The 13,366-nt window shown below is 42.6% G+C and carries 11 protein-coding genes; 7 read left to right on the top strand and 4 right to left on the bottom strand.

The genetic code is table 11. The annotated features are described in order from the left end of the window. Positions 1 to 29 precede the first annotated feature (29 nt). The 5 genes from NST01_RS18645 (at position 30) to NST01_RS18625 (ending at position 6,207) form a co-directional block, all read left to right on the top strand. Complete coding sequence (locus tag NST01_RS18645; RefSeq protein ID WP_249476668.1) at positions 30 to 965, top strand: nucleoside hydrolase; 936 nt, start codon at positions 30 to 32, stop codon at positions 963 to 965. Positions 966 to 1,081: 116 nt separating this feature from the next. Continuing rightward, positions 1,082 to 1,915 (top strand): MurR/RpiR family transcriptional regulator, encoded by an 834-nt coding sequence (locus tag NST01_RS18640; RefSeq protein WP_034646848.1) that lies wholly within the window; start codon positions 1,082 to 1,084, stop codon positions 1,913 to 1,915. A 185-nt stretch (positions 1,916 to 2,100) separates the two neighbouring features. Further along, the gene (gene gntK / locus NST01_RS18635) at positions 2,101 to 3,645 is read left to right on the top strand and encodes a gluconokinase (protein ID WP_017359904.1); all 1,545 of its coding nucleotides are present in this window, start codon (positions 2,101 to 2,103) and stop codon (positions 3,643 to 3,645) included. A 24-nt stretch (positions 3,646 to 3,669) separates the two neighbouring features. Beyond that, the gene (locus NST01_RS18630; RefSeq protein ID WP_249476669.1) at positions 3,670 to 4,998 is read left to right on the top strand and encodes a GntP family permease; all 1,329 of its coding nucleotides are present in this window, start codon (positions 3,670 to 3,672) and stop codon (positions 4,996 to 4,998) included. Between the two features lie 108 nt (positions 4,999 to 5,106). Then, positions 5,107 to 6,207, top strand: coding sequence for a DNA alkylation repair protein (locus NST01_RS18625; RefSeq protein ID WP_411801829.1), 1,101 nt, complete (start codon positions 5,107 to 5,109; stop codon positions 6,205 to 6,207). A 219-nt stretch (positions 6,208 to 6,426) separates the two neighbouring features. Here the strand turns inward: NST01_RS18625 and NST01_RS18620 are convergent, their stop codons facing one another. After that, positions 6,427 to 7,764, bottom strand: a complete 1,338-nt coding sequence (locus tag NST01_RS18620; protein WP_007498042.1) for an amino acid permease — start codon at positions 7,762 to 7,764, stop codon at positions 6,427 to 6,429. A gap of 318 nt (positions 7,765 to 8,082) precedes the next feature. Between NST01_RS18620 and NST01_RS18615 the strand changes: the two genes are divergently transcribed. After that, the gene (locus NST01_RS18615) at positions 8,083 to 9,597 is read left to right on the top strand and encodes a methyl-accepting chemotaxis protein (RefSeq protein WP_008347318.1); all 1,515 of its coding nucleotides are present in this window, start codon (positions 8,083 to 8,085) and stop codon (positions 9,595 to 9,597) included. Positions 9,598 to 9,638: 41 nt separating this feature from the next. On the opposite strand, the gene NST01_RS18610 is transcribed toward NST01_RS18615, so the two are convergent. After that, entirely contained in the window at positions 9,639 to 10,622 is a 984-nt protein-coding gene (locus tag NST01_RS18610; protein ID WP_116306518.1) for a Gfo/Idh/MocA family protein, read from the bottom strand. Between the two features lie 144 nt (positions 10,623 to 10,766). Beyond that, entirely contained in the window at positions 10,767 to 11,126 is a 360-nt protein-coding gene (locus tag NST01_RS18605; RefSeq protein WP_007498034.1) for a MerR family transcriptional regulator, read from the bottom strand. A 311-nt stretch (positions 11,127 to 11,437) separates the two neighbouring features. On the opposite strand from NST01_RS18605, the gene yidA reads away from it, so the two are divergent. Next, positions 11,438 to 12,250, top strand: coding sequence for a sugar-phosphatase (gene yidA / locus NST01_RS18600; RefSeq protein ID WP_024719208.1), 813 nt, complete (start codon positions 11,438 to 11,440; stop codon positions 12,248 to 12,250). Between the two features lie 35 nt (positions 12,251 to 12,285). Here yidA and NST01_RS18595 read toward each other — a convergent pair whose 3' ends face one another. Then, a complete protein-coding gene (locus tag NST01_RS18595) occupies positions 12,286 to 13,293 on the bottom strand; it encodes a helix-turn-helix transcriptional regulator (RefSeq protein WP_249476670.1) in 1,008 nt (335 codons plus the stop codon). Between the last annotated feature and the right edge of the window lie 73 nt (positions 13,294 to 13,366).

Below are 13,366 nucleotides of genomic sequence, written 5' to 3'. Positions count from 1 at the left end.
CACTTACAAACAAGGGAGAGCTTTCAAACATGGCAAATAAAAAGAAATTGATCTTGGATGTAGACACTGGAATTGATGATGCGATTGGTATTTTGCTTGCAGTGAAAAGTAAGCGGTTTGATATGTTGGGGATCACAACGGTGTGCGGGAATGTGTCTGTTGAAGCGGCGACGTTGAATACGTGTAAAGTGCTTGAGCTGGTTGAGGCAGAGGAAATCCCTGTCATCAAAGGTGCAGTAACGCCTCTTTTGAGAGCCCCTCATTATGAACATCGGGTGCATGGGGAGGATGGAATTGGCGGCGCTTTAAAGGACGCCCGGCCTAAGAAGACCGCAGATGAAGGTTTTGCGTCTGATTTTATCATTGACCAAGTGCTGAAGTATTCGAAGCAGGTTACGCTCGTGTTGACAGGGCCGTTAACGAATTTAGCCCTTGCGGTAAAAAAATGCCCTGAGCTGATTCATCATGTGAAAGAAGTCATTTTTATGGGGGGTGTCGTGCAGGGACAGGGAAATGTCACACCGGTTGCGGAATTTAATACATATGCAGATCCAGAAGCGACGAAATTGGTGCTGGAGGCTGGTTTCCCTTCACTGACTCAAGTAGGGCTGGATGTCACGAGACAGGTCTTGTTAACGGATGAGAGAATTGATGCCATTCAAAATGAAACGTTAGCCAGTTATATCAGAGAGAGCACAAGCATTTACCGCCAGCGCTATTTTGAGCGGAATGGGGTGTGGGCATGTGCCATGCATGATCCGCTTGCTGTAAGTCTTGCAATTGATAAACAACTTGTGAATACACAGGCTTTTCATGTAGAAGTGGAGACGAAAAGTGAGTTCTGCGATGGTCAAATGATATGTGATTTTCAGCACCAATGGGGAAAAGATCGCAATCTTCAAGTGTGTATGGATGTAGATGCTGAAGGGTTTTTTGATTTAATGATCAAAGTCTTGAATTCTTAAAAAAGAAGTCTGTGCAAACAGGCTTCTTTTTTATAAGATGGGAACATGAGGAAATGTATGCGCTCACATGAATGAGGAAGGAGTGAAGTCAATTGGCTTCTGTCAGTTTAAGTAGTATGGATAAGATAAGGGCAGCAAGCAGAGGATTGCCGCCAAAACTGAAAGCAATTGCTGAGCACATTACAAGTGAGCCCCGCGACATCATCCATTTGTCGATTGTCGAGCTTGCCAAAAAGACAGCGAGCTCAGAGGCAACGATTTTTCGTCTTTGTAAAAGGCTTGGATTTGAGGGGTATCAAGATTTGAAGATTGCTATTGCCCAGGAAATAGACCAAACGAAGCCTGATTATGTAGATGAAGAGATGAGTCTTGACGATGATACTGCCGTTTTTATGCAAAAGGTATTTCAGGCGAACATCACTGCATTAAAGGATAGTTTTCAATTGTTGAATCCAGAAGATGTAGAAAAAGCCGTACAATTAATCCATGAAGCAGAGCGCTTAGAGTTTTATGGCAGCGGTGGGTCTGGCCTCATCGCCACAGATGCTTTTCACAAATTTATGAGAACAGGCATCAACTGTATTGTTCATACAGATTCTCACTTTCAAGCGATGTCGGCAGGTCTGCTTGATCAAAAGAGCACAGTGCTTGGTATATCTCATTCTGGTCGAAATAAGGATTTGCTGGATGCGATGAAAACAGCCAAGGAAAAAGGAGCGAAAACCATAGGCATTACAAGCTATCAGCGTTCTCCATTGAGTCAGCTTGCAGATGTCACGCTGTATACATCAACGCAAGAAACGGCTTTCCGAACGGAAGCGATGTCTGCTAGGCTTGCCCAGCTTACTGTGATTGATGTGCTATATTTTGCGCTTGCACATTTAAGGCAGCAGGAAACATTAACAAACTTAAAGCAAATGAGAGAAACCATTTCTCAAAAAAGAGTGTAATGGTTTCAAAAATAAATTTTTCTATTAGTGAAAAATGCTGTTGTGGTAACGATTCTAAGGTTTTAAATGAAAATTATTTTCTTTTTGATCGTTGAATGTCGAAAAAAATATTCCTATAATGGGATTTATCAGGTACACCAGCACCACGACACTTTATTTCAAATCAATGATTGGGCGTGATACAGATGAAGGGAAACCAGGCGGTAATTGGTTTGGATATTGGAACAACAAGTACAAAGGCGGTTCTATTTGGACCACAGGGGAAAGTCATATCAAAACATTCTGTTCCTTATGACCTCATTCACCCCCAGCCAGCATGGGTTGAGCAGAACCCTGAACATATTTTAGATGCTGTGATTGCGAGTGTAAGAGGCGCCTTGACGAAAGCAGCATTTGATGCAAAAAATCTCATAGGTGTGGGAATTAGTACGGCGATGCATTCCTTAATCGTCATGGATGAGAATGGAAAAGCATTAACAAACAGTATCATTTGGGCTGATAACAGAAGTGCAGAACAAGCGAAACGAATCATAACGGACTTAGATGGCTTTCAAATTTATAAAAGAACCGGAACACCGATCCATCCAATGTCACCGCTTTCAAAAATACGATGGATCAAGGAAGTGACACCTGACGTCTTCAATCAGGCAGCAAAATTCATTTCCATCAAAGAGTATGTTCTTTATCATTTCTTCGGTCAGTATGTGGTCGATTATTCAATCGCATCAGCAACAGGACTGTTCCGATTGGAAACGCTTCAATGGGACGAGAAGGCACTACGTATTGCAGGAATTCAGGTGAATCAGCTGTCTGAACTTGTTCCAACGACGCATCAGCTGCGTGGGCTTCAGCCAGAAATTGCGCTGCGAATGGGCATTGAAGAAGATACACCATTTGTTGTGGGTGCAAATGACGGTGTCCTAGCGAATCTTGGTGTTGGTGCAATTGGCAAAGGTGAGGTAGCAGTCACGATTGGGACAAGTGGTGCAGTACGTACAGTCGTAGATCATCCAATTACAGATGAGCAATCAAGAACATTTTGCTATGCATTGACAGACAAGCATTGGGTGGTCGGAGGACCGACCAATAACGGCGGAATTATGCTGAGATGGCTCAAGGATGAATTTGGGTCTTCCGAGGTGGAGGTAGCAAAGCGTCTAGGTGTAGACCCTTACGATCTGATGATTGATATTGCAGAGAAGGTTCCAGCTGGCTCAGAAGGACTGCTGTTTCTACCATTTTTAACAGGTGAGCGAGCACCTTATTGGAATCCAAACGCAAGAGGCACGTTCTTCGGGATCAGTCTTCAGCATAAGCGCGAGCACTTTATTAGAGCCGTGTTAGAAGGCGTCATTATGAGTGTTTTCTCGATCGGTGTGGCACTAAGAGATTTAACAGGTCCAGCGAAGGATGTCAGGGCTTCTGGTGGATTTGCGAGATCCCCGTTATGGCGGCAGATTTTAGCCGATACGATGGGCAGAGAAGTGCTCGTTCCAGAAAGCTACGAGGCTTCCGCACTTGGGGCGGCTGTCCTTGCACTTCATAGTTTAGGTCATATGGAAGAGATAGAAGAGGTGCAGGAATGGATTCGTATTTCTGCCCGCCATGAACCAAATATGAAGAACAACGAAACATACATAGAGCTGTTTTATTTATATGAGCGTCTCTATGACAAACTGAAGGATGAATTTGATGTCATTAGTGCGTTGCAATTAAAACAAAATCGTTAAACATCGGGGAAAAGGTGGGAGAACATGCTTTTATTCATTGTGATTGCGGCGATTGTCCTTTTACTCATTCTCATTACAGTCGCTAAGTTGAATCCGTTTGTGAGTTTGATCATTACCTCTATGCTAGTAGGTTTTGCTACAGGAATGGATTTACAGGAAATCATTCAATCGATTAAAACGGGATTAGGGAACACGTTATCGTTACTGGCGATAGTGCTAGCGCTTGGGACCATGCTTGGGAAAATGATGGCTGAGTCAGGGGGCGCTGAGCGGATCGCTCAAACACTCATCAGTCGTTTTGGGACGAAGAATGTGCATTGGGCGATGATGTTTGTAGCCTTTATCGTGGGGATACCTGTCTTTTTCCAGGTCGGATTTGTTCTTCTCATTCCTTTACTCTTTACCATTGCGATTGAAACGGGCATTTCGCTTGTGACGATTGGGATTTCATTAATCGCAGGCTTGTCTGTTGTGCATGGGCTAGTCCCGCCTCACCCAGCTGCAATGGCAGCAGTAGGCATCTATCATGCCAACGTGGGGAAAACGATTTTCTTTTCAATCATCGTCGGTTTGCCAACAGCTATTATCGCTGGACCGCTGTATGGTAAGTGGATTGGAAAACGGATACATAAACCAGTTCCAGAGCTGCTCAGAAAGCAATTCACGGAACGACATGCTGATCGGAAGCTTCCTGGTTTTGCAAATACGATGTTTACCATTTTGGTGCCGGTCATTCTTATGCTGCTTGCCACGTTGGCGGAAATTATTTTGCCAGAGGATAGTATGTGGTATCAGATGTTCAAGTACATTGGAGATCCTATAACAGCTTTACTGATTGCGACAGTGTATTCTTTCTTTAGCCTTGGCTTTATACAAGGGATGAGCCGTGACCGAGTGCTGTCATTCAGTAATGATTGTTTGGGACCGATCGCTTCCATTCTGCTTGTGATTGGTGCAGGCGGAGCGTTCAATAATGTACTGATCGATTCAGGTGTTGGGGATTATATTGCTGATTTAGCCAAACACTCCCCAATCTCACCGATTTTACTTAGCTGGTTGATTGCTGCGGTTATTCGTGTGGCAACAGGATCAGCTACAGTATCCATGATGACAGCGGCTGGAATTGTAGCCCCAATCGCTGCATCCATGCCGGATGTGAGCAGAGAGCTGCTTGTTTTAGCAACAGGAGCGGGTTCACTGATTTTGTCTCATGTCAATGATTCTGGTTTTTGGCTGATCAAAGAGTATTTTGGTATGACCATCAAAGAGACGTTCTTGACATGGACGGCTATGGAGACCATCATTTCCGTTAGCGCCATTGCATTTATTATGATTATTAATATGTTTATATAACGGGACAACAGCTCAATTCTTCGGAATTGGGCTGTTTTAGCTTGTTGTTATGCCGCTTTTGACAATTTAGGATAAAATAATGATATTGAGCTATGGGAGGCGGACACGATCGAACCTTTAAAACATGTATATAATGAACCATTTATTCAACATTTAGCAGAAAAACTGGTGCAAGCGTCAACTGTATTTGATGCTGGTCACTTTCAGCAGCTCGTGTTTCAAGAGGATTGGGAGCAGCTGGAGTTGAAAGGACGAATGAGAAGAGTAACTGAATCGATGCACGCCTGTCTGCCTGAAGATTATGAGAAGGCAATCGATGTACTGCGTCAGACAGCACCGCATTTTACAGGGCTCAGTGCGCTCGTATTTCCAGACTATGTCGAGACATATGGTGTTGACCATTGGGATATTTCGATCAAAGCACTTGAATACTTTACACCGTTTTCCACTGCTGAATTTGCCGTTCGACCTTTTCTCATACAAGATCAAGAGAGAATGCTGGCGCAGATGCTTGTGTGGTCACAGGATCAAAATGAACATATTCGCCGTCTCGCTAGTGAAGGATGCAGGCCTCGTTTGCCGTGGGGATTATCCGTCCCTGCGCTGAAAAAGGACCCTTCTGTCACGCTGCCCATTTTAGAAAATTTGAAGTCAGATTCGGCCAAGTATGTGCAAAAAAGTGTAGCGAATCATTTAAATGATATTTCTGCAATTCAGCCAGACCTCATGAAGCAAATGGTCAAAAGCTGGTATGGAACCAATGAACATACAAACTGGATTGTCAAACATGCATCCCGTACGTTATTGAAAAAAGGCGATCCAGATATCATGGCTTTATTTGGCTATGGAGATGATCCGTCTATCCAAGTAACGGATTTGAAGGTGACGCAAGACCCCGTTCGTATTGGAGAGAAGCTGACCTTTCATTTTATTCTTCAGGCAGATAAGCCATTAAAGCTGCGCGTAGAGTATGCCGTTGATTACGTGAAAGCTCGTGGTACACGCAATCAAAAGGTATTTAAAATCACAGAATTTGAAACAGGATCGGCGCTGCATAGAGAATTTGTCCGGTCACAGTCGTTTCAAAATATGACAACGAGAAAGCACTATGAGGGCATTCATACATTAACCATCATCATCAACGGCATCCCAAAAGCGTCTGTCGATTTCGAAGTCACAGCAGCTGCTCATGAAAAAACCCGCCACTGAGGCGGGTTTCAGCGTGTAGACAAACCCTCGCATTCGGTGTCAGTCCTGCGCGCTGGTGCTCACGAATGTCAAATTCGCTCCGCGCCAGTACTCGTCCTTCCTAGACTGCAAAGGTTTTCTATCACGCTGAAAAGAAGACAAAGGGCTAAAATCAAGTTCATTTTAGCCCTTTGTCAACAATTTGATACCCGCCATTGAGGCGGGTTTTTTCATGCGTTTCTAAGCTTTCTTTTTCATTAAGAATGAAGCAATGATGGCGGCTGCTAAGAAACCGATACTGATAATCGAGCTAGGTAAGTTCTCTGGTCTGAATAGGAACAGAACAAAACTGACACTGAGTACAAGACCAGCAAATAAAGTGAAATACGGAAATAACCAAACTTTGAAATACGGCTCCTGTGGATATCTTGGACGCAGTTTCAAATGTGCCAGACAGATGCTGATCCAAATAAGAGAAACCGCAAAACCAGGAATAGCCAGCATATAGCTGAAAATTTGATCTGGGTACAAGTAAGCAAAGAATGTTCCGATTAAAAGAAACAGAACGGTCACCCATAAACTTAAAATAGGTACACCTCTTTTGTTGACCTGTGCCAGCTTTTTTGGACCGCCGTCTGATTTAGATAGAGAATGAATCATTCTCGTCGTACCGTAAATACCAGAGTTGGCGGCAGATAGAACAGCTGTAATTAAGACGAAATTAATGAAGTGAGAGGCACCCTGCATGCCAGCTGCTGAAAAGACTTGGACAAAAGGACTGTTATTCGGATCAATTTGATTCCAAGGAATGAGTCCACAAATAATCAAAATCGGCAGTGTGTAAAACAAGATGATGCGCCACATCATACTTTTGACAACACCAGGTAACACCTTTTCTGCATCCTTTGTTTCTGTAATGGTCAGCCCGATCAATTCAGAGCCTCCATACGAGAAGATCACCACTAATAATGAAGCAAAAACAGCGCCCCATCCGTTCGGGACAAAGTTTTGGTAATTGGTGAGAACAGGCGTGCTTTGTTCACTCGGAATGATTCCAAATAATAATGCAGCACCGAGAATAATAAACACAATAATAACGAAAATCTTCATTCCAGCGAACCAAAACTCAATTTCACCAAAGTATTTTACATTATTTAAATTAATTCCGATGACTAAGAGCGAGCAAAGTAAACATAAAGACCATAATGGTACGTTTGGCATCCAATATTGAAGCAAACTCCCCGCTGCAATGATTTCAATGACACATACAGTGAGCCACATAAAACAGTAAACCCATCCGACAACAAATGAAAAACGTTGACCAAGCGCAATCTGTATGAGGTCGCGAAGGTTATTCCCCGGGTAGACGATGGCCATTTCAGCTAAAGCCGCCATGACAATGAGAAGAAGCAATCCAGCAAATACATAGGAAAAGATAACTCCAGGACCTGCTAAGCCGATTGTATCGGCACTTCCTTTAAAGATTCCTGTACCAATGACCCCGCCCATCGCAATCATGCGAATATGACGCGGCGATAAAAGCTTTTTTAATTCGTGTTGTTCCTGATTCGCGCTCATGACGTTCTCCTTTTTTAAAATGCTTATGTTCCATTTTCTTTTTTCGAGCGGTCAGTGTCAATATAAAAAAAGAGATTTTTCAGACAAAATAGGCGGTTGATTCTATCAAATGAGCCGTTTTCTTCCATAAATCCTTTCCATGACCCATCCCCAAAATCTGAAACTTCGTGAAAAAATGAACATTTGCCTTCATTCTGACATAAACAATTTTCAGTTTTTGTCGATATATCTTTTGTATTACTAAAGTCCTAATAAAGAATTATTTATAACTGTAAAATATTTCAAAAAAGTATGGAAGAATGAAAGGAGTTATTGAAGATGTTTATGAGAAAAGCAAGTGATTCATCGTCGGGGGCCCTTCTTAGTGAAAGCAGTCAATTAGTTGAACGAATTGAGAAGGGAGATTTTTCAGCCAGAATTGATACTGCTGCATTCTCTTCTAGTCAAACAATAGAAGCAGTGGCTCAAATAAATGAAGCGTTGCAAAAGATGCAAGAAGCGCAAGAAGATATTCATATGCGTATGAATTTAGTGACAAAAGCGATTAAAGTGGGTCTATGGGATATGACGGTTGTAGCAGGAGATCCTGTGAATCCAAAAAACGAATTCACATGGACAGATGATTTCCGCAGAATGCTAGGTTTTCAAAATGAAAACGATTTTCCTAATGTCTTAGACAGCTGGGCATCTCGAATTCATCCAGATGAGCAGGAATACACCTTGAATGCATTCTCTACGCATTTATTGGATCATTCTGGCCGTACACCGTATGATATCGAGTATCGTCTGAAGTTGAAAAATGGCGAGTATCGCTGGTTCAAAGCAACTGGAACGACGATTCGAGATCGAAATGGGGTACCTCTTCGTGTGGCAGGGGCTCTTTTTGATATTCATGATCAGAAATTGAAAGAAGAAGAGCTGCAAGCATTCGTGACAAGATATGACTTGATCAACCGTGCGCTTGTGGAAGCTCCTTGGGATATGGTTGTAGAGGCTGGCGATCCTGTCAATCCAAACAATGAATTCTGGTGGTCTCCGCAGTTTAGAAAAACGCTTGGTTTTACAGATGAAAAGGATTTCCCGAACGTGTTGAGCAGCTGGAGTGATCGTTTGCATCCTGAAGATAAAGAGTCGGCTCTCCAAGCCTTTGCGGATCACTTAAATGACCATTCTGGCCGCACACCATTTGACATTGATTATAGATTGCAGAGTAAAAATGGCGAGTATCGCTGGTATCATGCGGGCGGTGAAACCATTCGTGATGAGAAGGGTGTCCCTTTACGTGTCGCAGGAACGATTCGTGATATTACGTTAGAAAAAAATAAAGAAAAAACAGCGAATGAAATGGCTTCTCAAGTAGAGCAGCTTTCAAGTTCTATTAGTGAAATGGTATCTGGCATCAGTTCTGTGACAAACCAAGCACAAGAGCTTGCTGTCGCTCAAGAGCAGTCAACGTCTGCTGCTAATCTGGCGAAAAACAGTGCAGATGAGACGAAGAACATTTCAGACTTAATCAAAGAAGTGGCAAACCAAACGAATCTGCTTGGTTTGAATGCCGCGATTGAAGCAGCAAGAGCAGGCGAGCAGGGACGCGGTTTCTCAGTCGTTGCCGATGAAGTGCGTAAGCTAGCGCTTCATAGTGCCAATGCGACAGAAAATATCGAATCTAGTTTAACTGAAATGAAAACACAAATCGATCAAATTCTTGAAAATATCTCCAATATGACAGCTCTTACGCAAACACAGGCTGCTTTAACAGAGCAAGTGAACGCTTCAGTTGATGAAGTGAATCATATGTCTCAGCGTCTGGTGGCATATTCAAAGAGTATCTAATGTCAAAAAACCGCCTTTTCATCAGAAGGCGGTTTTTTTATTTAAGCATGATCCGCTGGGAAAACAATACCGGCGTCTTTCCTAGCGGCTTCAAGAACCTTCATGACAGAAAGACTGTCATCAAGCCATTCATAACACTTTTCGACATTTCCGGTTTCAATGATATGCTGAAATGCTTCTGCTTCATAAAACAGGCGGTTTGAATTGGTTTGTGCATTGAGTGAAGTGACTTGGTCTCCTATATGCAGCAACACTTCCTCACAGCCATTCGCACCATTTTTCACATGTAGGAACCCTTTTTCCCCTTGAATCAAAGCGAAATTCATACTGCTTGTATCTTTGCTGCCAACACTTGTGGCGATGAAATCATTGTAAGTAAAAGTTAAAACACCAGATGTGTCGATGCCGTTTGGATGGCGGTTGGCCTGGTAACGAACGTCTTTCGGTGAACCAAATAGATTCATAATGAAATGAACATTGTAAATGTTAATATCCATTAGGGCACCGCCAGAAAACTCTGGGTTAAAGACATTCGGCGTTTCCCCGGCGAGCAGCTGATTATATTTACTTGAATATTGACTATAGTTACATTGAACGAGTTTGATTCTGCCTAATTGATGAAGGTGTTTTTTGATTAAATGATAGTTGGGCATATGAACGGTTGTAATGGCTTCAAATAGGAAGAGCTGCTTTTCCTTTGCGAGAGCGATTAAGGCTTCTAGCTCTTTCACATTAGAGGTAAAAGGCTTTTCGCAAATCACATGTTTTCCGTGTTTCAATGCAGCCGTGGCATGCTCGCTATGTAAACGATTGGGTGATGCGATATATACCGCTTCTATCTGGGGATCTTCTAACATAGCGGTTAAATCCGTATAAGTCGTTTGCACCCCAAATTGATCTGCGAGTTTCTTTGCCGTAGCGTCCTTTCTTGAATAGACAGCGTGGCAAGAAGCACCTTCAAGCTGTTCAATTGCCTGGAGGAATCCTTCCACAATCACACCTGTTCCAATGGTTGCTATTCTCATTCTATTCATAACCCCTTCCATACGATTGATGTCACGTCAAGCTGTCTCTAGTATACCTGATGTTTTCATCCAACGTGTACTTAACAGCTAGGCGCAGAGGGGTGCCAGTAAAAAATACCGGCACATCTTTGGCAGCCTCTACAATTAACTAATGTTAGCTAATGTTTGTTTCGTTAACAGTTGAATGGCCGCCTTCCTCTTTTTTAACTCTTGAATGGATTTTTGAATATCTTCTACTTTTTGTTCGAGCAGCTGTTCCGCTTCTGTTTTCGACTGTTTCTCGAATAGTGACGTGATAATTTCTCGAATTTCTTTGAGTGAAAAATCTAGCTTTCTTGCTTCAGTGATAAAGGATAGCATGAGTACATATTTTTTATCATATAAACGATAGCCGTTATGTGCTCTCTTAGGCTCGGGGAGCACACCCTCATTTTCATAAAAACGAATGGTTTCAATATGTACACCAGACATTTTTGACAATTTTCCTCTCGTAAATGTAATCATTCCCTGCACCTCCTTTCTTTGCTATCCATCATACAATTAGATTTGCTAGTTTCAAAATATTCTCCGATGAACTTTTGTTCCTTTTCATACTGTTAAAATGACAGGTCTGTCCTATTCACAGCGGATTTCATAGAATAGGTTATAATAGATGAGGATGAAGTGATTTTTTGTTACAGATATGAACAAGTAGACAGTGTGAGAAAAAAACGATAGGCTGAAATAGGTACATAGTATGATGAACAGCATGTGATCATGTAGATGATCACTCAAAATAGTGACAGCACGTTTTGCTGAGAAAAGGGGAGCAGTAAATGTATAAATTAGTCGCAATTGATATGGATGGTACGTTATTAAATGATCAGCATATGGTGCCGGATGAGGTGTTTGCTGCGATTCAACAGGCGAAGGCAGAAGGCGTTAAAATTGTCTTATGTACAGGCCGGCCGATTGGCGGGGTGCATCGCTACTTAAAAGAGCTGCAGCTCGATCAAGAGGGGGATTATGTCATCGCCTATAATGGAGCGCTTGTACAAAACAGCCATACAAATGAAGTCGTATCAGAATTAACTTTATCCTATGATGATTTGACTTCTTTATATGAACTGAGCCGTCAGCTGGATACACCTATGCATTATTTCGATTCAGCTCATCTATATACACCAAATCGGGATATTAGTGAATACACGGTACTTGAATCGTACTTAACGAAATTGCCGCTTAAGTATTTACCTGTCGAAGAGGCAGACCCATCCATGAGACTTCCGAAGATGATGTATATTGATCAGCCGGAACGTTTGGAAAAGACGATACAAGCCATTCCATCTGAAGTGAAGGATCAGTACATGATGGTAAAAAGCACAGATTTCTTCCTAGAAATTCTTCATCCTGATGTGAGCAAAGGGAATGCTGTGAAGCTTCTAGCGCATGAACTGGGGATTTCTCGTGAAGAAGTGATGGCGATTGGTGACAATGGGAACGACGTGTCGATGCTAGAATTTGCGGGCTGTGGCGTTGCGATGGGAAATGCCATTGAAGATGTCAAAGCAGTTGCGGATGTTGTGACAAAATCCAATAACGAAGCAGGAGTAGCACATGTTCTGCATGAGCGAGTCATCGGAAAATAAAGAAAGAGCGGTCTACCAATGAGGTAGCCGCTTTTTTATATGTGTGAGAAAAAGTAAACAAGCATACGTCTGCTGTTCAAATTTGTTTTTTCGAGCATCGCCTTTACATGGTCATGCACCGTATGAGGCGAGATAAATAACGTACTGGCAATTTCCTTTGTGGATTGTCCTTTGATTAAGCAGTCAAGGACGTTCATTTCTCTTTCTGTCAGCCGATATGTTTTCGCTATATAAGGAAGGATGTCACTTGTTTGAGCTCGTTTAATATGAATCATGACAGCCTCTTCCTGCTCGGCTGCCTGTGCTAATCGAAATGCTTGAAGAGAGAGAAAACGCCCTGTCGGCATTCTGGTGATGCTGACCGCTGTTTGGTCACCGCCGCCATATAAAAGCTTAGCACCTAATGCTCTAAACGGACGGGGCATGACGGCACCGTCATGAATTTGTTCAAAGGTTTGGAAGGTGTGAAGCCAATGAAGTCCGGTTTCATTTCCATAAAGAAGATGGTAATCGTGTGAAAGAATGAGGAAGCCTTGGTGTTCCGCCGTTTCATCTTCTTCCGTTTCTCTTCTTTTAAAAAGTTCATCTCTCAGCTTGGCAGCTAGTGCTGGTGTTTGGCGACTAACCGCTTGTATATCTTGTTCATGAAAAGGTTCCTTCTCCTTTTTCCGATAAAGGCTGGCAATTCCCCAGCATTCACCTTGAATCACAAGGGCTGCCCGCAATTCATCTGCCCATCCGTTAGGTAACAAAATGTGCTGGTATCGACCACTATTGGTGTATTCTCCACTTTGGACGAGACTGGCAGCGTGGACAGGACCTTTCGCTAGATCTTCATGCTGGTGCACATCTTTTTTTAAATATTCATTTTGAAACAGCTCGTTATGTATGGCTTCAATCGGCTCATCTGTAAAAGAACCCGTCGAGAGGAGAGTAGCTGGATCAATGGTTGTGATACAGGCAGCATCAAAATCACAGATAGCAGCAAGTTCATCTCGAATGCTTTTTCTCAGCTGCTGAAAATGAGCGGCTGGATTGTTCATTTGATCTCCTCCTCAATATCCCCACTTTTAGGGATCGTTTTTTCTCATCTATCTTCTTACAATGAAGATAACA

Origin of the sequence: Bacillus sp. FSL R7-0166 (assembly GCF_038008935.1) — a bacterium.
GTDB lineage: Bacteria > Bacillota > Bacilli > Bacillales > Bacillaceae > Bacillus > Bacillus altitudinis.
This window is presented reverse-complemented; position numbering and strand designations above follow the sequence as displayed.

Excerpts from the sequence above, each read along its gene's own strand:
- NST01_RS18610 (WP_116306518.1), bottom strand. The coding sequence starts at position 10,622 with ATGAGAATAGCAACCATTGGAACAGGTGTGATTGTGGAAGGATTCCTC.
- NST01_RS18605 (WP_007498034.1), bottom strand. The coding sequence starts at position 11,126 with ATGATTACATTTACGAGAGGAAAATTGTCAAAAATGTCTGGTGTACAT.
- yidA (WP_024719208.1), top strand. The coding sequence starts at position 11,438 with ATGTATAAATTAGTCGCAATTGATATGGATGGTACGTTATTAAATGAT.
- NST01_RS18620 (WP_007498042.1), bottom strand. The coding sequence starts at position 7,764 with ATGAGCGCGAATCAGGAACAACACGAATTAAAAAAGCTTTTATCGCCG.
- NST01_RS18645 (WP_249476668.1), top strand. The coding sequence starts at position 30 with ATGGCAAATAAAAAGAAATTGATCTTGGATGTAGACACTGGAATTGAT.
- NST01_RS18640 (WP_034646848.1), top strand. The coding sequence starts at position 1,082 with ATGGATAAGATAAGGGCAGCAAGCAGAGGATTGCCGCCAAAACTGAAA.
- NST01_RS18630 (WP_249476669.1), top strand. The coding sequence starts at position 3,670 with ATGCTTTTATTCATTGTGATTGCGGCGATTGTCCTTTTACTCATTCTC.
- gntK (WP_017359904.1), top strand. The coding sequence starts at position 2,101 with ATGAAGGGAAACCAGGCGGTAATTGGTTTGGATATTGGAACAACAAGT.
- NST01_RS18595 (WP_249476670.1), bottom strand. The coding sequence starts at position 13,293 with ATGAACAATCCAGCCGCTCATTTTCAGCAGCTGAGAAAAAGCATTCGA.
- NST01_RS18615 (WP_008347318.1), top strand. The coding sequence starts at position 8,083 with ATGTTTATGAGAAAAGCAAGTGATTCATCGTCGGGGGCCCTTCTTAGT.